The organism is Actinomadura sp. 1N219 (assembly GCF_044326405.1).
GTDB lineage: Bacteria > Actinomycetota > Actinomycetes > Streptosporangiales > Streptosporangiaceae > Spirillospora.
The window spans coordinates 11,575-32,886 of record NZ_JBIRAY010000027.1 but is presented as its reverse complement, the minus strand read 5'-3'; the positions used below and the strand labels follow the sequence as shown (position 1 = coordinate 32,886).

17 protein-coding genes are annotated in these 21,312 nt (G+C 69.4%); 9 read left to right on the top strand and 8 right to left on the bottom strand.

All coding sequences use genetic code 11. The features are described from left to right. Window positions 1-28 precede the first annotated feature (28 nt). Window positions 29-997: a cytochrome bc complex cytochrome b subunit gene (locus tag ACH35V_RS40985; protein ID WP_395980296.1), complete on the top strand. Its 969-nt coding sequence runs from the start codon at window positions 29-31 to the stop codon at window positions 995-997. Window positions 998-1,338: 341 nt separating this feature from the next. Beyond that, complete coding sequence (locus ACH35V_RS40980; protein WP_395980295.1) at window positions 1,339-1,941, top strand: hypothetical protein; 603 nt, start codon at window positions 1,339-1,341, stop codon at window positions 1,939-1,941. A gap of 612 nt (window positions 1,942-2,553) precedes the next feature. Here the strand turns inward: ACH35V_RS40980 and ACH35V_RS40975 are convergent. Beyond that, window positions 2,554-3,105 (bottom strand): cob(I)yrinic acid a,c-diamide adenosyltransferase, encoded by a 552-nt coding sequence (locus ACH35V_RS40975; RefSeq protein ID WP_395980294.1) that lies wholly within the window; start codon window positions 3,103-3,105, stop codon window positions 2,554-2,556. 291 nt (window positions 3,106-3,396) lie between these two features. Beyond that, the gene (locus ACH35V_RS40970; RefSeq protein WP_395980293.1) at window positions 3,397-3,747 is read right to left on the bottom strand and encodes a VOC family protein; all 351 of its coding nucleotides are present in this window, start codon (window positions 3,745-3,747) and stop codon (window positions 3,397-3,399) included. A gap of 59 nt (window positions 3,748-3,806) precedes the next feature. Between ACH35V_RS40970 and ACH35V_RS40965 the strand changes: the two genes are divergently transcribed. Both ACH35V_RS40965 and ACH35V_RS40960 read left to right on the top strand, forming a co-directional pair. Beyond that, window positions 3,807-4,349, top strand: a complete 543-nt coding sequence (locus tag ACH35V_RS40965; protein WP_395980292.1) for a TetR/AcrR family transcriptional regulator — start codon at window positions 3,807-3,809, stop codon at window positions 4,347-4,349. Between the two features lie 335 nt (window positions 4,350-4,684). Then, the gene (locus ACH35V_RS40960) at window positions 4,685-5,053 is read left to right on the top strand and encodes a hypothetical protein (protein WP_395980291.1); all 369 of its coding nucleotides are present in this window, start codon (window positions 4,685-4,687) and stop codon (window positions 5,051-5,053) included. An 86-nt stretch (window positions 5,054-5,139) separates the two neighbouring features. Here ACH35V_RS40960 and ACH35V_RS40955 read toward each other — a convergent pair whose 3' ends face one another. Together ACH35V_RS40955 and ACH35V_RS40950 are read right to left on the bottom strand one after the other, a co-directional pair. Continuing rightward, window positions 5,140-6,258: a winged helix DNA-binding domain-containing protein gene (locus ACH35V_RS40955; RefSeq protein WP_395980290.1), complete on the bottom strand. Its 1,119-nt coding sequence runs from the start codon at window positions 6,256-6,258 to the stop codon at window positions 5,140-5,142. A gap of 537 nt (window positions 6,259-6,795) precedes the next feature. Beyond that, window positions 6,796-7,203: a MerR family transcriptional regulator gene (locus ACH35V_RS40950; protein ID WP_395980289.1), complete on the bottom strand. Its 408-nt coding sequence runs from the start codon at window positions 7,201-7,203 to the stop codon at window positions 6,796-6,798. An 84-nt stretch (window positions 7,204-7,287) separates the two neighbouring features. Here ACH35V_RS40950 and ACH35V_RS40945 point away from each other — a divergent pair, with 84 nt between their 5' ends. Then, the gene (locus ACH35V_RS40945; protein WP_395980288.1) at window positions 7,288-8,253 is read left to right on the top strand and encodes an NAD(P)-dependent oxidoreductase; all 966 of its coding nucleotides are present in this window, start codon (window positions 7,288-7,290) and stop codon (window positions 8,251-8,253) included. Then, complete coding sequence (locus tag ACH35V_RS40940) at window positions 8,250-8,681, top strand: PPOX class F420-dependent oxidoreductase (protein WP_395980287.1); 432 nt, start codon at window positions 8,250-8,252, stop codon at window positions 8,679-8,681. The genes ACH35V_RS40945 and ACH35V_RS40940 overlap by 4 nt, the downstream gene beginning before the upstream one ends. A gap of 17 nt (window positions 8,682-8,698) precedes the next feature. On the opposite strand, the gene ACH35V_RS40935 is transcribed toward ACH35V_RS40940, so the two are convergent. Continuing rightward, window positions 8,699-9,568: an alpha/beta fold hydrolase gene (locus ACH35V_RS40935; protein ID WP_395980286.1), complete on the bottom strand. Its 870-nt coding sequence runs from the start codon at window positions 9,566-9,568 to the stop codon at window positions 8,699-8,701. Window positions 9,569-9,767: 199 nt separating this feature from the next. Here ACH35V_RS40935 and ACH35V_RS40930 point away from each other — a divergent pair, with 199 nt between their 5' ends. Beyond that, window positions 9,768-10,121 (top strand): PRC-barrel domain-containing protein, encoded by a 354-nt coding sequence (locus ACH35V_RS40930; protein ID WP_395980285.1) that lies wholly within the window; start codon window positions 9,768-9,770, stop codon window positions 10,119-10,121. 30 nt (window positions 10,122-10,151) lie between these two features. Then, the gene (locus ACH35V_RS40925; RefSeq protein ID WP_171064680.1) at window positions 10,152-10,322 is read left to right on the top strand and encodes a hypothetical protein; all 171 of its coding nucleotides are present in this window, start codon (window positions 10,152-10,154) and stop codon (window positions 10,320-10,322) included. Window positions 10,323-10,389: 67 nt separating this feature from the next. Here ACH35V_RS40925 and speB read toward each other — a convergent pair whose 3' ends face one another. The 3 genes from speB to ACH35V_RS40910 form a co-directional block, all read right to left on the bottom strand. Continuing rightward, window positions 10,390-11,418, bottom strand: coding sequence for an agmatinase (speB, locus tag ACH35V_RS40920; RefSeq protein ID WP_395980284.1), 1,029 nt, complete (start codon window positions 11,416-11,418; stop codon window positions 10,390-10,392). A gap of 72 nt (window positions 11,419-11,490) precedes the next feature. Continuing rightward, complete coding sequence (gene ccrA, locus ACH35V_RS40915) at window positions 11,491-12,831, bottom strand: crotonyl-CoA carboxylase/reductase (protein WP_395980283.1); 1,341 nt, start codon at window positions 12,829-12,831, stop codon at window positions 11,491-11,493. Window positions 12,832-12,879: 48 nt separating this feature from the next. Then, window positions 12,880-19,530 carry an SDR family NAD(P)-dependent oxidoreductase gene (locus tag ACH35V_RS40910; protein WP_395980282.1) on the bottom strand — a complete coding sequence of 2,217 codons (6,651 nt, stop codon included), beginning with the start codon at window positions 19,528-19,530 and terminating at the stop codon, window positions 12,880-12,882. A gap of 359 nt (window positions 19,531-19,889) precedes the next feature. On the opposite strand from ACH35V_RS40910, the gene ACH35V_RS40905 reads away from it, so the two are divergent. Continuing rightward, the gene (locus ACH35V_RS40905; RefSeq protein WP_395980281.1) at window positions 19,890-21,305 is read left to right on the top strand and encodes an MFS transporter; all 1,416 of its coding nucleotides are present in this window, start codon (window positions 19,890-19,892) and stop codon (window positions 21,303-21,305) included. The last annotated feature ends 7 nt before the right edge of the window (window positions 21,306-21,312 follow it).

Below are 21,312 nucleotides of genomic sequence, written 5' to 3'. Positions count from 1 at the left end.
ACCAGCGACCGATGCGCGAGGTGATCACATGGAACCGGCCGCTCCCAACCCTCCCGACCCCTTAGACCCGCTCGTCCGCCAACCCGTAGACGACCGGCCCGGCCACACGTCGTTCGCGCGGAAGGCGCTGCGGAAGGCGTTTCCCGACCAATGGAGCTTCCTGCTCGGCGAGATCGCCCTGTACTCGTTCGCGGTCATCCTGCTGACCGGCGTCTATCTGACGCTGTTCTTCGTCCCGAGCACGAAGGAGGTCGTCTACGAAGGCTCCTACGAACCGCTGCAGGGCGTCCAGATGAGCGAGGCGTACGCGTCGACGCTGCACATCAGCTTCGACGTGCGCGGCGGGCTACTGATGCGGCAGATCCACCACTGGTCGACCGTCATCTTCATGGCCGCGATCATCGTCCACGTACTGCAGAGCTTCTTCACCGGCGTGTTCCGCAAGCCCCGCGAGCTGAACTGGCTCATCGGGGTCCCGCTGCTCATGCTCGTCCTGGTGAACGGCCTGTTCGGCCACTCCCTGCCGGACGACCTGCTCTCCGGCACCGGCCTCCACAACCTCGAAGGCGCCATCGCGTCCGTCCCGCTGGTCGGCTCCTACGCGGTGATGTTCCTGTTCGGCGGCGAGTTACCCGGGACGGACATCATCCCGCGGCTCTACGTCATCCACATCCTGCTGATCCCCGGAATCCTCCTCGCGCTGATCCCGCTGCACGCCATCATCCACACCTGGCGGCGGCCCCACACGCAGTCCCCCGGCAAGGGCAGCTCGAACACGACCGTCCGCGGCTACCCGTTCTTCCGCACCTCCATCGCCAAGACCACGGCCTTCTTCTTATCGGTCCTCGGCGTCACGGCCCTCCTGGCGACGTTCTTCCAGATCAACCCCATCTGGCTGTTCGGCCCGTTCGACCAGGGCGCGATCAGCTCAGGCTCACAACCCGACTGGTATATGGGCTGGCTGGAAGGCACCCTCCGCATCGTGCCCGCCCGGTAGACCAGCGGCTGGAGCACACACCACACCGATGAGCGATGGCCAGCGTCATCCGTCCGGGGCGTGGGGCCCGAGAACATGTCCAGCGGCGCCCAATGTCGCATGGCCGTTTCGCGCGTACTCCAACTGAGCCGCCCGGAATCGTCGACGCCAGGATGGGCGCCTCCAGCGCACATCCTCGGACAAGACGACAGCACTTCGATCTCCGCGAAATGCCCCGAGACCGCCTTAGTACTACGTTCAATCTGTTCGATGCTCCTTGCAAAGCAGGACAAATACCCACATCTCCGACTTTGTCGCTGTCGCGGGACCCCTCTCAGCCGGTCGAAGCTAAAATCCTGCAAATGAACGACTCACCCCGTCCCTCCCGATTCGAGAAAATCGTGACGCGAGTCATCAACCCCGTCGGCTTTGTGCTCACCCTGTTCGCGTTCTTGTTTCTGCCCTCTGCCGCCATGACGTCGTGGGAGTTCCCTTCCTATGCGGAGGAGATATCGCCGTTGGAGTCTCTCCTCGATATCTCCTCGACCGGTGCGAACATGGCCGTCCACCAGTCTGATTACCGCTGGCCGATCTTCATTCGCTTGCTCGCGATCGCCACGCTTCTCGCCATGGCAGCGGGTGCGGGAACCGCCCTCGCCCGCCCCGCCCGGCGGCGATCCCTGTACGCCGCCATTGCCGCGGTCGCGTCCGGCGGGCTGCTGGTGGCGACCGGGCTGTCGGCCGTCGCACGGATGGAGAACGCCGCGCGGGAATTCCTCTCCGTCCTGTTCTCGTCCATACCGAAAAGCGAGAGCGCACCGCTGATCAACCAGTCCGGCGACACGGTCGGCCTCGGAGTCGGTTTCTGGCTCGCCCTCATCTGCCTGACGCTGACAGCCGCGCTCAACGGCGTCGTCCTATTCCGCGCTCGGACGGCCACCCGACTCAACCCCGCAGAGGCTTGATCACCTTCTCCGCCAAGCCACCCCGCACGGTCTCTCCCTGCTCGAACGCACCAGGACCTACCTAAGTCGGACCAGACCTCGCCAGGGGCACAAGCCGAAACGGCTGGCTAACCCTGCATGCTCGATGGCCGAATGATGGGCCTGAATCAAATTCGGCCGGTTGTTATTGTGAATTGGCGAAGCCAAACGCGCTGAAATGGCCTGTTCAGGCGCTTGGGCGGCCTTTGGTCCGACGGCGATCCCACGCTGCGGTTACTCATACGCCGCCACGTCGGGGACGGGTTCGCCTGGGCCAAGCCCCGGCCGCACGAGATAAGCGGGCCGCCGGGGGCAGGCCGACCAAGCCAGGATAAATCGACTCCCACAGCCAGTTCGACCTGATGCCCAAGCCCGACCCTGATGCCCAAGCCCGACCCTGAGACCCGAGCCCGACCCTGAGACCCGAGCCCGACCCTGACGCCCGAGCCTGACGCCCGAGCCTGAGCCTGATGCCCGAGCCCTGATGCCCGAGCCCTGATGCCCGAGCCCTGATGCCCGAGCCCTGATGCCCGATGCCTGCGCTTGCGCCTCATGCCTGTGCCTGTGCTTGCGCTTGCGCTTGCGCTTAGGCTGCTATTGGGCGGGGCTCCATTTGCGGTCGGTGACGCCGGCGGTGGAATTGGCGTAGCGGGCCAGGACGAACAGCAGGTCGGCCAATCGGTTCAGATACGCGGCGACGTGATCGCTCACCGGCTCATCGCGGCGCAGCGTGGTGACTCGCCGTTCGGCGCGACGGCAAACCGCCCGTGCCAAATGCAGATTCGCCGCCTCGGGCGTTCCGGTCGGGTGGATGAAGCTGGTCAGCCGGGGCAACTCAGCCTCCATTTCATCAATCGCCGACTCCAGACGCGTGACCTCTTCGCCCGTCAGCCGAGGAACAGATCCGCCCGCGCCAGTGCGGTCAGGTGCCATGAGTTCGCAGCCGACCACGAACAAGCAGTCCTGAACCTCGGCAAGGATTCCGGCCGCGTCGTCGGGCAATGCCGCTGCGGCAGCGACACCGATGGTGGCGTTGCATTCGTCCACCGCGCCGATCGCCTCCATGCGGACATGGTCCTTGTCCAGGCGGCGGCCGCCCCAGATGCCCGTCTGCCCACCATCCCCCTTGCGCGTATAGATCTTCATCGCCCGACACTCTCACTCTCAGATGACCGAAGACAGGCCGTCCCCGACCGGAGCACAGGACGAACCACCGCACGGCACCGCTCCATCCGGTTGAACGACCCTGCCTCCGTTCCCGGTAGCGAGGCCCATGTCCAGCGACCGCCGGGCATGTGGCGGCCACCACCCCAGCCGCGCGACAGAAGGTGGCCCAAGACGTCCTGGCTGCCAATCCTGATGTGGGCCAGATGGTCGGCTCTCTTCCGGCGCGTCACTGTGCTTCGCCGGTGTTCGGGTGCCACCCGTCTGTAGGTGTTACGGGATGTTCTGGTCTGTTGATTGGTCCATGACGTAGATGGTCGCCCCGCCCGGGTCCTGGTAGGTGGCCAGGAAGCCGCCGGGGATCTGCGAGGGCGCCTCGACCACGGCGAGTGTCTCCGGACGGGCCGCATGGAAGGCCTCAACGCTGTCGACGATGAACAGCGGCCCGACCGGGGCGTCGGGGTCGTGGGCGTCAAGCATGATCTGGACCTCGGTGCCCGGCAGGGTCAGCGCGACAGTCTCGTCGCCCTCGCGCCACACCTCGGTGAAGCCGAGGCTGTCGCGGTAGAGGGCGAGCGAGGCCTTCAGGTCGGAGGTCGGGACGAACAGGAACTCGAGCTTCATGGTGCATCCTTCCGTTGCCGTAACTGGATTTAGGGACATCGTAACGGCATTATGTAGGTATGCGCGAATGGATCCCGGTTTCGACGTCCCCCAGGGGCCGACTCGCGCTCGCCGCCGTCGAGGCGTTCGGGACGCGCCCGTTCGCCGAGGTCACGGTCGCTGACCTGGCGTCCGCGGCGGAGGTCACAACGGGGGCGCTGTACCACCACTTCGGCAGCAAGCTCGGGCTGTACGCCTTCGCGCGACAGGACGTCGAACGGCGCCTGCTGGACCGGATGGAAGGCGCAATAGCGGCCTCCGCAGCGACCTCCGGGGCGGTGCCGGACCACTCGGCGGCCGTGACGTCCGCGCTGCTCGTCGGCCTCGACTTCGCTGTGCGCGAGGGCTTCCTCTACATCCTGGGAGACCCGCCCGCGGGCACCGACCATGACCGGCTGGCCGAAATGCTCAGCCAGACCATCGGCCCTGCGGCACCGCTGCTCGGCCGGGTCCTCGCGGCGGCGTGGCGGGCAGCACTAGCGGCGATTGCCGAGGGCGCAGACCCGGACCACGCCCGCGCCGCCATCTCCGCCCTCAGACTCCACATCCCCGACAACCCATGAAGGCACTGCGCCCCGCAGCCACACCGGACGGGGCGTAAAACTCGGGGCCGAGATCGATGGCAATCCCCGGCCCCTGCTCCGAGAACCGGCCACGGGTGTGGTGGAGATTCAGGGTGTCGCCTTGGCCGACGCCTTCGACGGGAATAGCACGTTGTCGATGCGCGCGGTGTCGCACGTGACGGACGCGGCCCAAAGCCCCTCGGTGTCGAAGTGCAGCCAGCCCTCGCGGGGGACGAACCGAAACCAGATCTTGTTGCGGTCACGTGGAGCTTCTGGTTCAGGTCGGAGGTGTTCTTCGGCAAGCACGCCGAACCGTAGCGGTGCTCCAACCGGGAATGTTCGGGCTAGCGACGTCCGCCCGCGTGACGTCCGCCCGCGTGACGTTCGGGCTAGTGACGTTCGGGCTAGTGACCTCCGCGCTCAAGACGCCCGCGCTCGTGACCTCCGCCCGCGTGACCTCCGCGCTCGAGACGTCCCCGATCGTGACGTTCGGGCTCGTGACGTTCGGGCTCGTGACGTTCGGGCTCGTGACGTTCGGGCTCGTGACGTTCGGGCTCGTGACGTTCGGGCTCGTGACGTTCGGGCTCGTGACGTTCGGGCTCGTGACGTTCGGGCTCCTGTCGTTCGTCGTGGTGATGTTCGTTCGTCGGTGGTGTCGGCGGAGGGGCGCAGTTCCCGAGGGTGGTGGCGAGGTGCTTGTGTAGTTCCTTTTTCTCTGCGGGGGCGGTCAGGGGATGTCTCGTTCTTGAGTGGTGGTGCGAGGGGTGGTGTGGGTTGGGTTTGGGGATTGTTAGTCGAGTTGGAGGGTGGTGGTGGAGGCGTTGGATTGGGTGGCGATTGTGGAGGCGTCGGGGGTGGCGGCGTTGCGGAGTTGGGTGGGGGGTGTGGTGAATGGGTGGAGCTTCAAGGTCAGGTGGTCACCGGATCGGTGTTGACGCCATGTGCCGGCTATCTCGGTGTCCAGCAGGAGAATTCCTGGGTTCGCGGCTGGTCGCCACACTGTTTTGCGATGGGCGGCGTCAGGGACCAGTAGGTGGCGGTCGGCCAGTTCGGTGAGCGGGTCGTATGGAGGGAGTAGTCGGGTTCCGTGTAGGGCGGTGGGGTCGGTTGTCTGGAGGCGGTCTAGGTGGTCGATGTGCGTCCAGTATTTGGTGCCGTCTAGTTCTACGGGACCTAGTTCGTCGGCGATGAGGTCCCACCAGCGGCGGGCTGCCTTTGGGGTGATGGCCAGCCAGGACGCCAAATGTGCCGGGCGGGCGGGGCCGAAGGTCGCGAGGAAGTCGCGTACCAGCGTGGCGCGGCTCTCGACGGGGTCTGCTGGTGGGAGTGGGTCGGCTGGACGGTAGCGGAACTGGCTCGGGGTCGTGGTGTCGACCTCGATGGCGAGTCCGGCCTGGAGGGTGGCGCGCCGGAAGAGCTGGTCGTGGACGTGGGCGGCGCCGCAGCTCTCGCACCGGGGCCTGAGCCGTTGGTCCACTTCGGGGCTTACCAGGCCGCTGAGCTCGCCCTTGGTGAGGGATCGTCCGTCCGGGATGGCGGTTCGCATTGCTGTGGCGACCTCGTCCAGCGCGGTGTCGAAGGCGATGCCTTCGCCGGCCAGGTCGGCGCCGAACGGGCCGATCGACTGGGGTGGCAGGTCCCGGACGTCCTCGATCCGGAGCGCCGCGGCTAGTCGCGGCAGGTCGGCGGCGCGGTGCAGGTGCATGGCGCCGCGGATCGAGTGGAGGAGCACTGTGGGTGGCGGCGTGGAGGTTCGGAGGCGGAGGGCTAGCGCTGCGCTTCGTCCTGGCGGGTAGTCCTGGATGCCGGTGGCTAGGACTGTCTCGCCACCCTGGTCTGGGGCGGCGGGGTCGAGGTCGTGGGCGGCGTAGCGGAAGGCGAGGACCTGCGCGCGGCTGATGGCAGTCATTTGTGGAGGTCGCGGGGGTCTAGGGAGTCCGCCGTCGGCGGCCGGATGGTTGCGGATGCGGGCTGCGGATGCGGGCGGGTTCGCAGCGGGTGGGTTCGTCGCGGGCGGTCCGTCGCGGGCGGGTTTGCAGTGGGTGGGGCTTTAGTGGGTGGCTCGGCGGGCTTGCATGGGTGGGTGGTGGTGGCGGACGCAGGTTCAGGGTGTGTTTGTTGCTGCGGTGCTGGGTGTGGAGGGGGTTGGCGGTGGGGTGGGTTATGCCCAAGGGGCCGTGGAGGGGGTCGGACGGTGGGTTCTGGGGCCGCGGCCTCTCGATGCGCTGGTGCTCGGTCCGTCTGATCACTGGGTGCAGGACCCGGCGGGGCGGCGGCGCGAGGGCGTCCGCGCGGGGGAGGGACGGCGAGCGCGGCCAGCACGACCGCCGCGGACCCGCACAGCGCCGCGCCGGCCCAGTCGGCGAAGGCGACCAGGTCGGTGCCGACGGGCGACAGGTCCCCCGGCTGATGCTTGGGTTTGAGCATGACTTTCACCGTGGATACCTCAGGCTGGCGCTGGTTGCGGGGTGGTGGAGTCGCAGTCCTGGTAGTGGCTTGGCAGGCGGCGTTCGGTGGTGTCGATGTAGTCGTGAAGGGCCTCGCGGGTGCGGATGAGCGTGTCGATGTGCTCGTCCAGGCCGTGCAGGCGTGTGCGCAGGGTGACCAGCAGTTCGGGGCAAGGCTCAAGGTCCGGGGCGGTGCCGGTGGCGCAGGGCAGCAGGAACGCGATCACCTGGGTGGACAGCCCGGCTTCTAGCAGCCTCCTGATCTGGGTCACGGTCAGCACGGCGTCGTCGGCGTAGTCGCGGTAGCCGTTGGCGCCTCGGCGTGGCTCCAGCAGACCCTGGGATTCGTAGTACCGGAGTTGGTGGGTGTTGACTCCGGTGCGTTTGCTCAGCTCCCCGATCAGCACGCGTCCGCTCCTCCGCCTTGACCTTCATATCGGTGTGAACGTTGATGATTCTGCCATGACCACCTACCGATCTCGGGGGAGAAGATGATCGAGAACCGTGATGCCGGCCGTACGCCCGTGACCGTCCTTGGCCTGGGGTTGATGGGACAGGCTCTGGCAGGGGCCTTCTTGCGCGACGGGTATCCGACGACTGTTTGGAATCGTTCGGCGGGGAAGGCGGAAGGGCTCGTCGCGGAGGGGGCGACGCTCGCCGGCTCGGTTCGCGAGGCGGTTGCGGGCGGACGGCTTGTGGTCGTCTGCGTCTCGGATTACCAGGCCGTGCGGGAGCTTCTTGATCCGGTGGGGGACGTCCTGGACGGCCGGGTCCTGGTGAACCTGACGTCGGGGACGTCGGCGCAGGCCCGTGAGGTCGGCGAGTGGGCGGCGCAGCGGGGTCTCAGCTACCTCGACGGCGCGATCATGGCCGTCCCCGCGGGCATCGGCACGGCGGACGCCACCCTCGTCTACAGCGGGCCGCGAACGGCCTTCGACCTGCACGAATCGGTTCTGAGAAGCCTCGCCGCCGGGACGGGCGAGGCGAGCGAACCGGGCGGAACGAGCGGAACGGGCGGAACCGGGGGCGTCAGCGGGACGATCCACTTGGGCGACGATCCTGGGCTTTCGGCGCTGTATGAGGTCGCCGTGCTGAGTTTGATGTGGAACATCCTGAACGGCTTCCTGCAAGGTGCCGCCATGCTCGAAACGGCGGGTGTCGGGGCGGCGACGTTCGCCTCGCTCGCGGAGCAGGCGATCGGGACCGTGGCCGGCTGGCTGCCCGGCTACGCGCAGCAGATCGACGACGGCGCGTATCCGGCGCTTGATTCCACGATCGACACTCACGTCGGTGCGATGGAGCACCTCGTCCAGGAGAGCGAGTCACTTGGCGTCAACGCCGAGTTTCCGAGGCTCATCAAGGCGCTGGCCGACCGGGCCGTCGCGGGCGGACGCGGCGGCGACGGTTACGCTGCGTTGATCGAGCAGTTCCGCAAGCCATCGGAGGCGCGACCGTGACCACCGCACCGTTCGACCCGCGCACGCTCCTCGCGGAGAGCCGGCTCGGCATCCTCGCCACGATCAAGTCGGACGGACGTCCCCAACTCTCTCCCGTCTCGCCCTTCTACGACGAGGCGACCGGCGTCCTCTACGTGTCGATGACCGAAGGACGGGCCAAGACGGCGAACCTGCGCCGCGACCCGCGGGCCACGCTTGAGGTCACCAGCAAGGACGGCTGGGCCTGGGCCACCGCCGAAGGCGTCGCGACGCTCACCGGGCCGGGGACCGATCCGCACGGTCCCGAGGTCGAGGCGCTGGTGGACTACTACCGCACCGCCGCCGGGGAGCACCCCGACTGGGACGAGTACCGGTCGGTCATGGTGTCCGATCGCAGGGTGTTGATGGCGATGACGGTCGACCACGTCTACGGCGCCAAGCTCCGCTGACGGGACGGGCGCCGCCTCTAGCGAGGGGCGTTGAGGAAGGGGAGCAGGGCGGCGGTGAGCTCGGCGGGACGGTCCTCGGGGAGCAGGTGGCCTGCGCCGTCGATGAGGTGCAGTTGCGCGCCGGGGATGAGGGCGGCGAGTTCGCGTCCGCGGTCCGCCGGGACCCAGGAGTCGTCGGCGCCCCAGCAGACCAGGACGGGCAGGTCGATCGCGGGATAGCCGTCCCGGATGCGGTCGATGTAGGCGAGGTCGGCGCGGCGCTGGGCGAGCTGGCGGTAGAACGCGGCTTGCCCGTCCGCGCCGAGCCAGGGGGCGGTCAGGGCGTCCAGGACGTCCGGGCGCAGGCCGGGGGAACTGGCCGTTTTGACATATTCGCGAAGCAGGGCGCGGTGCAGGGGGCCCGGTAGTTGGCGGAAGATTTTCGCGTGCTCCCCTACCAGTGCGAAGAACTCGCTGCCCCAGGGCGGCAGCGACACCGCGTCGACCAGGGCCAGCCGCCGGTAGGGGACGCCGCGATCCACAAGCGCGCCGAGCGCGATAGCGCCGCCGGAGTCGTGCGCGACGACGTCCGGACGTGTCAGGCCCCAGTGATCGATGAGCTCGGCGAAGACTCCGGCGAGGGCGTCGAGCGACAGATCCTGCCCTTCGCGCATGCTCGAAGATCCGTAGCCGGGCATGTCGAAGACGTACACCGAACGACGAACGGCCACCGCGCGGACGCCCGGTGCGGGGGCGGCCACCGCGCGGGCGGTGTGGCGCCAGATGTAGGAGGAGAACGGGGTGCCGTGGAGGAGGACGAGCGGGTCGTCGGTGGGGTCGCCCAGACGGTCCCATCGGACTTCTCCTAGCGAGCTTTCGTAGCTGTTGCGCAACGTCCACTCGTCCACTGGCGTCCCTCCTGGTCTGGCTTTCCTTCTGGTCTGGCTTTCCTTCTGGTGTGGTTTCGGCCGACTTTACGGCGGACGGTGAGGCGGCGCAGTGCCGGGCAGGACGCGGCGACCGGTGGGGCCTGCGGGACATAACTTCTGTGAGCTGGGTAGATGTATCGCCTGACAAGGGTTGGGACCCAACGGCTGGATGTGTGACATGTTCGAGGTCGAGGACATTCGGGAGTGGCGCGGCCACGACGTGATCGACGCGTCCGGGAGCAAGATCGGCGAGCTGGAGGCGGTGTACGTCGACACCGCGACCGACCGGCCGTCGTTCGTCACCATCAAGATCGGCCTTCCGACGCGGCAGCGCCTGGTGTTCGCGCCGCTCGCGGGGGCGAAGGTCGGGCCGGGGCACATCCGGGTCGACCAGGCGAAGAAGCAGGTCAAGAACGCTCCGTCGATCGACACCGACGGGGAGCTCCTCGCCGAGGACGAGCAGGCGCTCTTCGACCACTACGACCTGCCGTACGGGGCCGCCCCGAGCGAACGCAGGCTGGCGCGGCGCTGATCAGTCGGTTCGGGAGGGATGGGATTCCACGTGGCGTTGTTCTTGTTCATCCTCGTGGTGGCGATCGCGCTGGGGATCGTCGGCGTCGTCGTCAAGGGCCTGTTCTACCTGCTGGTCATCGGTGTGGTGCTGTTCCTGGCCGACCTCGTCCTGAGCGGCGTGCGGATCGGCCGCCGCCGAGGCTCCCGCCCCGCACGCTGACCGCCATCGGCACAGGTTGGAGTGTGAGGTAGGCCCAGCCGGGTTGGGTCGGGTCGTCTTTGGTGGGTTAGCGGCCGTCGAGGAGGGGTTGGCGGGGGTCCCAGACTGTGCCGTCGCGGTTGTCGCGGCGGCGGCGGGCGATGGCGGACAGGGCCTCCAGGACGACGCGGTTGGCCAGGGCGGACGTGATGTCGGCGTTGTCGTAGGGCGGGGACACCTCGACGACGTCGATGCCGGCGACCGGGAGTTCGTAGGTGACGCGGCGTACCGCGTCCAGCAGCTGCCGGCCGGTGAGGCCGCCGGGCTCGGGCGTGCCGGTGCCGGGTGCGTGGCCGGGATCGCAGACGTCGATGTCGACCGAGAGGAACACCCCGTCGCAGTCGTCGGTGGCTATCTGGAACGCCTCGGTCAGGCATTCGTCCAGGCCGCGAGCGACGATCTCGGTCATCTCGTAGGACCGCATGCCCTGCTCGGCCATCCAGGCCAGCGTCTCGGGGCCGGGCCAGTAGCCGCGCAGGCCCACCTGCAAGAACCGGTCGCCGCGCACCGCGCCGGACTCGATCAGCCGCCGCATCGGCTGGCCGTGTCCCACCAGCGACCCGAAGGTGATGTCGCCGGTGTCGGCGTGCGCGTCGAAATGGATCATCGAGACGCGTCCCGCGCCGAGGTGCTGGGCGACTCCGGCTGCGTCCGGCCAGGCGATGGTGTGGTCGCCGCCCAGGATCAGCGGAATCGTCCCGGTCCGGGCCACGGTGTACACGGCTTCTTGCAGGTCGCGGACGGAACGTTCGGCGTCGCCGGAGTACATCTCCACGTCCCCGGCGTCGTAGACCGTCAGGTCGCCGTGCAGGCCGTCCACCCTCAGCGCCAGCGACGGCCGCGACCCGTTGGACGGCAGGTAGCAGGTCTGCCGGATGTGCCGCGGCCCGAACCGCGTCCCCGGCCGGTGGGACGTGCCGCCGTCGAACGGGGCCCCGAGGATGACCACGTCGGCGTCGCCGTACGTCGACGGATCAGGCCAGGTGCAGCGCGGCACCCCTAAGAAGGTGATGTCCGGGCCGAACTGCGGGCCGTACCGTTCCCTGGACGTCGTCATCTTCGCCCCCGATCCGATGACCTGGCCTTTCAGCCACCCTGCCCGGCTCAACGGGATCTATGACGCGTGTGATCAGAGCGAACGGCGGTACAGGGTGAGTTTCGTTTCGCCGATGCGTTCGCGGAGGGCCGGGTCGTCCACGCCCTGGCCTTCGGAGGCGGCGCCGCAGAGGACGGCGACCTTGCCGACGTGCTGGTTCGTCTGGACGGCCCGGGTCGCCTCCCCGGCCTCGTCCAGCGGGAACACCGTCGAGAGCGTCGGGTGGATCATGCCGAGGCCGATGAGGCGGTTGGTCTCGACGGCCTCGTGGTAGTTGAAGCCGTGCGAGCCGATGATGCTCTTGAGCCGCATCCACAGGAAGCGGTTGTCGTATTCGTGCCGGTATCCGGTGGACGACCCGCAGGTGACGATCTTGCCGCCGCGCCTGGCGACGTAGACGGACGCGCCGAACGTCTCGCGGCCGAGGTACTCGAACACGATGCCCGGGTCCTCGCCGGCGAGGCGGCGGATCGCCTCGCCGAGGATCCGTCCGGCCTTGGGGTGGCGGAGGCCCTGCTCACCGAGGTCCAGGTCGTTCCGGTTGATGACGTGCTCGCACCCCTGCGCCCGGACGATCTCCGCCTTCTCGTCCGACGACACGACGCCGACCGGGATGCCGCCGCCGTTCTTGACGAGTTGCGTCGCGAACGAGCCGAGCCCGCCGGTCGCGCCCCAGACCAGCACGACGTCGCCCTGCTTCATGCGGGCGCCGTGCGTCCCGACGAGCATCCGGTAGGCGGTGGCGGCGCACAGGGTAGTGGAGCCCGCCTCCTCCCAGGTGAGGTGCGCGGGCTTGTGGATGAGCTGGTTGGCCTTGACGATGCAGAACTCGCCGAGCGACCCGAAATTCGTCTCGAACCCCCAGGCCAGCTGGGACTCCGACATCATGCCGTCGTCGTAGGAGCCGTGGTCCTCCTCGTCCACGTAGGACGGGGACAGGACGACCTTGTCGCCGACGTTCCAGCTCTTCACGCCGCTGCCCGTCCGGACGACGACGCCCGCGCCGTCCGAGCCAAGGACGTGGTACGGCAGGTCGTGGCGCGCGCCGTGCCAGCCCTGCCGCCCGAACCGCTCCAGGAACGCGAACGTCGGGACGGGCTCGAAGATCGCCGACCAGACGGTGTTGAAGTTGATCGCGGCGGCCATCACGGCGACGACGCACTCGTCCGGGGCCAGTTCCGGCATCTCGACCTCGCCGACGTGCAGCGAGCGGCGGACGTCCTTGTCGGTGCGGCCCTCGAAGATCCCGACCTCGTCCTTGCGGGTGAACGCGGCGCGGAACCGGGTCGGCAGGTCGATCTCCCGAAGCTCGGGCCCGCTCGCGCCTGACCGTACGGCATCGAGCAGGTCGTGGGACGAGCCGTTCTGGGCCATGGGGTTCGTGTCCTCCGTCGTGGGGTGACCTTCGCCAGCCCGGTGCGCTCAGCGGGCCTCCGGCCGTCCTCCTCCTCTGGCGAGTCGGCGCTCCAGGTGTGCGGCGAGAACGTCCACTCCCGGCGGGTCGAGCAGGTTGAGATGGTGCGCTCCGGGAATCGTGACGATCTCCAGGTCGGAGCAGAGTCCGCCGAAGCCGTTGGTCCCGTCGAGTGCATAGCGGGCATCCCGGACGGCCCACGGGGTCTCCTCGGGCGCGCGGTACAGGATGACGCGGCCGTCGTACGGGCCGGGCCGGTACGCCTCCAGGGAACGGGTGTCCTGGTGGGACGTGAGCTGGTGGGTGAGCGCGGCCGGCGGGATGTGGTCCACGAGGGGTGCGGCACGCTCCATGACCAGCGCGAACTGTGCTTCCTCGTCCAGTCCGGACAGTTCCTCGTAGGTGAGGGCGACGTCCAGGCCGTACGTCTCGTTGATGTAGTCGGCGAACGCGGAGAACCGGCGGGCGAGCGTGTCGGACTCGTCGTCGACCGGCCGTGGCAGGCCCGCGTCGAACAGCGCCACGAACTCGACCTCGCGTCCCGCCCGCTGGAGCCGGCGGGCCGTCTCGTAGGCGAGGACGCCGCCGAACGACCAGCCGCCGAGTCGGAACGCGCCCTCCGGCTGCACCTCCAGCAGATGCCGGACATAGCGGGCAGCGCGTTCCTCGACCGGCGGCGCGTCCCCGAACCGTTCCAGCCCGAAGACCGGCTGGTCGGGGCCGAGGCGCTCGATGAGCGGGCGGTAACAGGCCGTCGTGCCGCCGGCCGGGTGCGCGATGAAGATCGGACGGCGGTTGCGGTCCCCGGACGGTCTCAGCGGACGGACTGTCCGCCGCGCCGCCTCCTCGTCCGCGGCCCTGATGAACTCGGCGACATGCTCGGCCGTGGGCACCGCGAACAGCTCATCGCGGCAAGTATCCGGCGCGTTCTCGCCTGCTTGACGGGCCAGTTCGGCCGCGACGTGAGCCACGACCTCGTCCGCCTGACGATCCTGGCCGCCTAGGTCACCGAAGAAGTCGGCGGTGACGCCCACGCGTTCGAGGCCGAGAACGTCCTCGAAGATCCGGACGGCGAGACGCTCGGCAGCGTCACGCGGCATGACATATCCCCCGCCATCGCGCTTCGCGCCGCCGCCCACCACAGAACGCAGCGGGGGCGGGGTTGGTGCGTCCGAGAGGCCCAGTTTGGTGGCCGCCCACCCCTCGAAGGCGTTGACGCTCGCCCCTCGCAGCAGCACGGACGCGGGAACAGTCAGGCCGAGATCGTGCTCGACGCCGCTCTTGATCCTGACCGCGACGAGCGAGTCGAGACCGAGGTCCGTCAGCGGGACGGACGGGTCGAGCCGCTCCTGGTCGAAGCCGAGAACGGCCGCGATCCTGCGTCTGACCTGCGCGGCGACCATCCCGCGGGCGGTGGCGGGATCGAGCCCGTCGAGCGCCTCCGGGCCGGGCCAGCCGGTGTCGTCGCCGATGCCCGCCTCGTCCGCGCCGACGCCCGCCTCGTCCGCCGCCTTGGTCAGTGCGGCGAAGTACGGCATGCGGCGGATCTCGGGGAACAGTCCGACCGCCGTGACCGGGTCGAAGCGCACCACCCCGGTCGCGGGCATGTCGTGGGCGAGCAGCGCCTCCAGGGCCTCGGCCCCCTCCGCCGGGCTGATCGGGTCGAGGGCGGCGACCGACGTGTTCGCGGCCCCTCCGACCTGTGACCATGTGCCCCAGTTGATGGTGGTTCCCGGACGTCCGCAGGACCTCCGGTACGCCATCAGCGCGTCGACGGCGGCGTTCGCGGCGGCGTAGGCGGCCTGGCCGGGCGAGCCGAGCAGGGCGGCGGCCGACGAATGGGCCGCGAACCAGTCGAGATCGAGGTCCCAGGTGGCGTCGCTGAGCCGTCGGGCGCCCTCGGCCTTCGCCGTCCACACCCTGTGGAGATCTTCCGCGCCGAGGTCGGCGATCAGCCGGTCCTCGATGGCCCCGGCGCCGTGCACGACACCGCGCAGCCTCGCGCCGCCCTCCTGCGCGGCCTGGACGAGACGTTCGGCAGTGCCGGGCCGGGCGATGTCACCGAGCACGACACCGACGTCCACGCCTTCCTCCCGCAGGCGCGCGATCACCTTCTCCGCGTCGGCGTCCGGCCCATTCCGCCCGGACAGGACGATGCGTCCCGCCCCTCGCTCGGCCAGCAGCCGCGCCGTGACGAGGCCGACCCCGCCGTACCCGCCAGTGATCACATAGGCGCCGCCGCGCCGGACGATCCGCTTCCTCCGACGTTCGGCAGATTCGGCAGATTCGGCAGGCAGGACGGCTTGGGCTAGACGCGCCACGTACCGTGTACCGCCGCGCCAGGCGACCTCGCGCGCGTCGCCACCGCCAACGAGTTCCTCGACCAGATCTGCCGGACGATCCACGTCCACGTGCGTGGCCCTCTGGACGGTTCGTTCAAACGCAAGGACTCGGGTGAGCGCGCTGACGAAACCGTGGCCGGGGCGGCCTCGCTCTCCGTCCATGACGGGCAGCGCTGTGTGCGTCGCGATGTACATGCGCGGGCCGTCCGGAAGGGATCGACTCACGCCCGCGACGGTCAAGACCAGCGCTTCGTCTATCAGGTCAGCGGACGGGACGAGTAGAACACCTTCAACGGGCGGTTGCTCAGCACGGGTCTGCCAGTCCGCCAGCCGATACGAGACGACCGTCCTGCCACGTCCCTCCAGCCCAGCGGTGGCCGCGGCGGCGAGGGCATCATCCTCATCGGCCAACACCACCCACGCGCCCTCGGACGCACCAACCCCCTGGAGCGGGGACGCGTCCCAGACGAGCTCGACAAGCTTGTCGGCGAGCACCACCGGAATGTCATGCCGTTCGACGCGACGCAGGGCAATTCCCGTGGCCTCCACCAATACCTGGCCGTCCGCCGCGAGAAGCAGCACCGACCCCGTCATGCCACCGCCGCCGCCGCCGTCGTCGTCGTCCCGGACCACCCCCGCCTGGACGTGCCCGCCTCGGTGCGTCGGCCCATACACACGAAGCGAGCCAATCGTCTCGGCCGACCACACCCCGCCGTCGGACGCGGGCTCGTCCGCATCGGCTTCCGCCGTCAGGGCGGACAGGCAGCGGTGGAAGACCTCCGGATGAAGCCTGTAATGGCGGCTGCCGCGCTCGGCGCCCTGAACCTGGGTCGTGGCTCCCGGTCCGGGCGATGCCGGGACGTGGTGGTCGATGCCCACGTCCGCGCTGGCCAGACGCGTCCAGGTGCCGGCCGGGGTCAGCGCGTGGACCTCCACCCGCTGCTCCGCCTCCGCGAACGTCGTCGTCACCGTCGTGTGATCGGCGAGCGCGAGCGGCCGCTCCAGCCACAGGCCGTTGACGCGGACGTCGTCGGTCCCGAGCGCGATCGCCCCGGCGGCCAGCGCCATCTCCGCGAACGCCGCCACCGGCAGCGCGTGCAGCCCATGGACGGTCAGCCCGCAGAGCCACGGCTGGACGGCCAGTCCGACATCGGCGCGCCAGGCGTGCCGCTCCTCACCTGGTAGTTCGACGTGCGCGCCCAGCAGCGGGTGCTCGTCTCGCCTGGACGACGTCCGCGCCGACAAATCGACCCAATGTCGCTCATGCCGCCACGGTGACTGCGGGACGTCGATGATCCGTCCACCCGCTGCGGGCTCGGTGACCGCATGCCCATGCGCGGCCAACGTGGCGAGCTGGGCGTGGAACGTCAGCGTGTCGTCGGTCTGCTGCCCCTTCGGCGCCCGTTTGAGGGTGTGGGTGACGAGCGCGCCCGTCCCGCCGACGAGCGCACCCGTCCCGCCGACGAGCTCGCCCGTCTCCTCAAGCGTCTCCGCGACCGCGTGGGCGAGGATCGGGTGGACGTTGACCTCGACGAACGTCCGGAACCCGTCCTCCGCAGCCGCCGCCACCGCATCGGTGAGCCGAACGGCGTTCCGCAGGTTAGCGGCCCAGTGATCAACCCCTAGCCCGCTGCCGTCCGAGGCGAGGAGGGCGCGCGGGTCGTCCAGGGCGGTGGTGTAGAGCTTGATCCCTTCGGCGCAGGGCTGGCCGCGCCGGGCACCCACCCCGGCGAGCAGTTTCCGCAGGTCAGGGATGAGTGTTTCGACTTGTGGGGAGTGTCCGGCACCCTCGGCCTGGATCGTCCGGGCGAGGCGGCCCTCGGACTCGGCGCGGCGGACGATCTCGGCGACCTGATCGGCGTCGCCCGTGACGACCGTCTGCTTCGGCGAGGCGTGGACGGCCGCGTACACCTCGGGCAGCCCGTCGCTCAGGCGCGCGACCTCGTCGGCGGACGCTCCGATGACGGCCATCGCGCCGCCGCCGGCCAGCCGGGACAGCAACCGCGATCGGCGGCAGATGACGCGGACGCCGTCCGCCAGGGTGAGCGCGCCGGCGACGACCGCCGCCGCGACCTCGCCCATCGAGTGTCCGATCACCGCACCCGGTGCGACGCCGTAGGACGTCCACATGCGGGCCAAGCCGATCTGGATGGCGAACAGGACCGGCATGGTGTCCGCTGGGCCGTCCGGTTTCTGTCCCTCCTCAAGGAGTGTCCACAGGCTGGGGCCGTCCTCTTCGGCGAAAAGTCCGTCCAGGTCATCGATGGCTTCGGCGAATGCGGGCTCCTCCTCTAGGAGCCGTAGCGCCATCCCTGCGCGTTGCGCTCCGTACCCGGAGAACACCCACACAGGACGGCCCGGAGTGCCGAGCGCCTTGCCGCTCACTACACCAGGGTGTGGACGCCCTTCGGCGAGAGCAGTCAATCCGTCGATGAGCCCTGCACGGTCCCGGGCTGCGACGGCGGCGCGGGCTCGTCCACGGCCGCTCCGCCGATGCAGTGTGCGCGCCAGGTCGGCGAGTTCCAATTCCTTGGGGAGCCACTCGGCTAGAAGGGCGGCGTGGTCGCGTACACGGTCGTCGTTGGTGTCGGACAGCGGAAACGTCCTCATGACGGCCTTCTGCGCGGTCGCCTCCTGCGTAGGTGCCTCTTCCAGGAGGACGTGCGCGTTCGTCCCACCGAAACCGAACCCGGAAACGCCAGCGCGCGCGGGACGCCCCCTCTCAGGCCACGGCGTCTCATCAGCGACGACCGCGATCCGTAGCTCGTCGAACGGAATATGAGGGTTGGGCTCTTTGTAGTGCGCGCTCGGCGGGATGACCCGGTGATGCAGTGCAAGGACCGTCTTGATGAGCCCGGCCATGCCCGCCGCAGACTCCATGTGCCCGAGGTTGGATTTCGCTGAGCCGAGCAGCAGCGGCGCATCCGGCTCACGTCCCGCGCCGAGAACCTCGCCGACGGCCTTCGCTTCGATCGGGTCTCCTAGGAACGTTCCCGTCCCGTGGGCCTCGACGTAATCGACCTCTCGCGTGTCGACGCCCGCGCCCGCGTACACGTCCCGGAGCAAGGACCGCTGCGCCTCGGAGTTCGGAGCGACGAGGCCGTTGGACCGTCCGTCCGAGTTGACGCCGGAGCCCCTGATGACGGCGAGGACCCGGTCGCCGTCCCGGAGCGCGTCCGGCAGCCGTTTCAGGACGACGGCGCCGCAGCCCTCGGCGCGCACCATCCCGTCGGCGGACGCGTCGAACGCCTTGCAGCGCCCGTCCGCCGCCGTCCCGCCCGCGAGGTCGAACGTCATCGTGATCGCGGGCGACAGCAGGACGTTCACGCCGCCCGCCAGCGCCGCGTCCGCCTCGCCGCTCCGCAGCGCCCGCACCGCGAGGTGCGTCGCCACCAGCGACGACGAGCACGCCGTGTCGACGATCATGCTGGGTCCGCGGAGGTCGAGCAGGTACGACAGCCGGTTCGCGATGATGCCGAGCGCGGCGCCCGTCGCGGTGAACGGTTCGAGGGACGCAAGGTCGGACGCGGTGAACGCCGCGTACTCGGGCGCGGAAACGCCGACGAAAACGCCGGTGCGGCCGCCGCGGAGCGACGCCGGAGCGATCCCGGCGTGCTCGAACGCCTCCCACGCGACCTCCAGGACGAGCCGCTGCTGTGGGTCCATCACCGCCGCCTCGCGCGGCGTGATGCCGAAGAATTGCGCGTCGAATTCAGCGATGTCGCCGAGGAAGCCGCCGAGCCTTGTCGTTCTGGCGAGCAGGTCGCCGACTTCTGGGGAGCCGTTGTCGAAGGCGTCCCAGCGTCCGTCCGGCACTTCGCGAATCGCGTCGCCGCGTCCGGTCAGGAAACGCCAATATTCCTCGGGGCCGGTCAGGTCGCGGTCGCCGCCGGGGAAACGCAGGCCGATGCCGACGACGGCCACCGGCACATCGTCCGCGGCCTCCCGCACCGCGCCCCCCTGCGCGTGCTCCACGGGCCGCACCGCGACCGCCTGCACACGCTCCACGGGGTCCCGGACGGCATCGCCGCTGGCCAGCGCCACGGAGAGCCTGTCGATCGTCGGATGCTCCCAGACGAGAGTGGCGGGGAGGGACCGTCCCAGCAACTGCTCAAGCTCGCCGGCGATCGCGACCGCGTCCCGCGACGCCAGCCCGAATTCCTCCAGCGGCCGGTCGGGATCGACATCGGCGACAGCGATCCTGGCGCGACGGGCGATCTGCTCGATCAGGTAACGGCGGATCGAATCCGCACCGACCCGAACCTCGTCCCGCACGCCATCCCGCTCGGCTCCGGAGGAACGGTCGTTGCTCTGCATGCGGTGGGTTCCCCCCATGAAACCGGATCGTTCAGCGAGGCGGGGGACCCACTTTGTCCTACGCCTACCGGCTCACGATGCGCATCCAGGCCACTTTTCTCATCCCCTACTTGTCACGGCGATGACAAGACTCAGGAGTGGCCATTGTGGCCTGATGGGTCAGTTCAGGAACCACGGCCCGGAGTCAGGCCGAGTAACGAGATATCAACCAATAGTGACAATAGCTCGTTGAAATATTAGGAGGAGGCGGCGGATTTCCCGGAGCGGGAAGCGGGACGTCACGCCGTACACGCACAGTGACCCGGGGCCGGTACCGATGGGCGCTCGCGGTGGTGGCCGTCAGCGCATTCATGATCACCATGGACAACACGGTGGTCGCGAACGCCCTGCCCACCATCATGAGCGACCTCGGCATGTCCGACTCCGCCAAGGACTGGGTCGCGTCCGGCTACATCCTGACGTTCTCCTGCCTCATGATCGCGGGCGGCCGGCTCACCGACGTGTACGGCTGCCGCGTCACCTTCGTGTCCGGGATGGCCGTGTTCACCGCCGCGTCCGCCGTCTGCGGGCTCGCCCCCGACTCCGCGACCCTGATCCTCGCCCGCGTCGTGCAGGGCGCCGGCGCCGCCCTCGCCCTGCCCGCGACGCAGGTCATGGTCACCGTCGGACGCACCGACAAGCAGCGCTCCCTCGGCACGATCGTCTGGGTCGGGGCCGCGTCCGGCGCCATCGCCCTCGGCCCCGCCATCGGGGGGTTCGTCGTCCAGCAGTGGTACTGGGGCTGGATCTTCCTCATCAACATCGTGCCCGGCGCGCTGGTCGTCCTGCTCGGCCTCGTCGTCCTCACCGGCAAGGGCGAGAACCGCGGCGCCCGCGTCGACCTGCCCGGCGTGCTGATCTCCGCGATGATGCTGTTCGCGGTCGTCTACGGGCTGGAGTCCGGCGGCGCGTACGGGTGGACGGACCCGTCCGTCCTCGGCGTCTTCGCGCTCGCCGCCGTCGCCCTCGGCTGCTTCGTCCTCGTGGAGAGTTGGGCCCCCGACCCGATGATCGACCTGCGGTTCTTCCGCAACCGGGTCTTCACCGGCGGCCTGCTCTCCCAGATGCTGTACGGCATCGGCTTCAACGGGATGATCTTCTATTCGGCCACGTTCCTGCAGCGCTACCTCGGTTTCTCCCCGCCCGAGGCGGGCCTGGTGATGCTGCCGCCGGCCATCGCCATCATGGTGCTGACGCCCGTCGCGTTCTGGCTGGCCGCCAAGCTCGGCCCCCGCCCGGCCATCGGCGGCGGCCTCGCGCTGATGGCCTTCGGGATGTTCCTGTTCTCCACCCTCCGGCGGGGCGACGGCTACGCCGACCTGATGCCCGGCGTCATGATCGTCGGCGTGGGGGCGGCGATGGGGATGCCGCTGGTCATGTACGTCCTGAAGGCCGTTCCGGGGCATCAGGCGGGGGTCGCCAGCGGGATCGTCAACGTCGTCCGCGAGGCGTCCGGCGCGTTCGGGATCGCGATCCTCGGGCTGCTCGTCCACCACGTCCCAGAGCGGGACGCGAGCGCCGCCGAGCTGGAGACCTTCCGCGACGGCACCGCCGCCGGGCTCGTCCTCGGCGCGGCCCTCGTCCTCGTCGGCGGCCTGATCAGCGGGTTCACCCTCCCCAGCCGCCGCGGCTGGCTGGGGCCCAAACACGGCAGGCGATCCCCTGCCGTCCCCGCCCCGCGCCCCGCCTGGTGGGACGACGCCCAGCACGCCCACGTCCGCGACGACGCCCGGTAGGAGGACG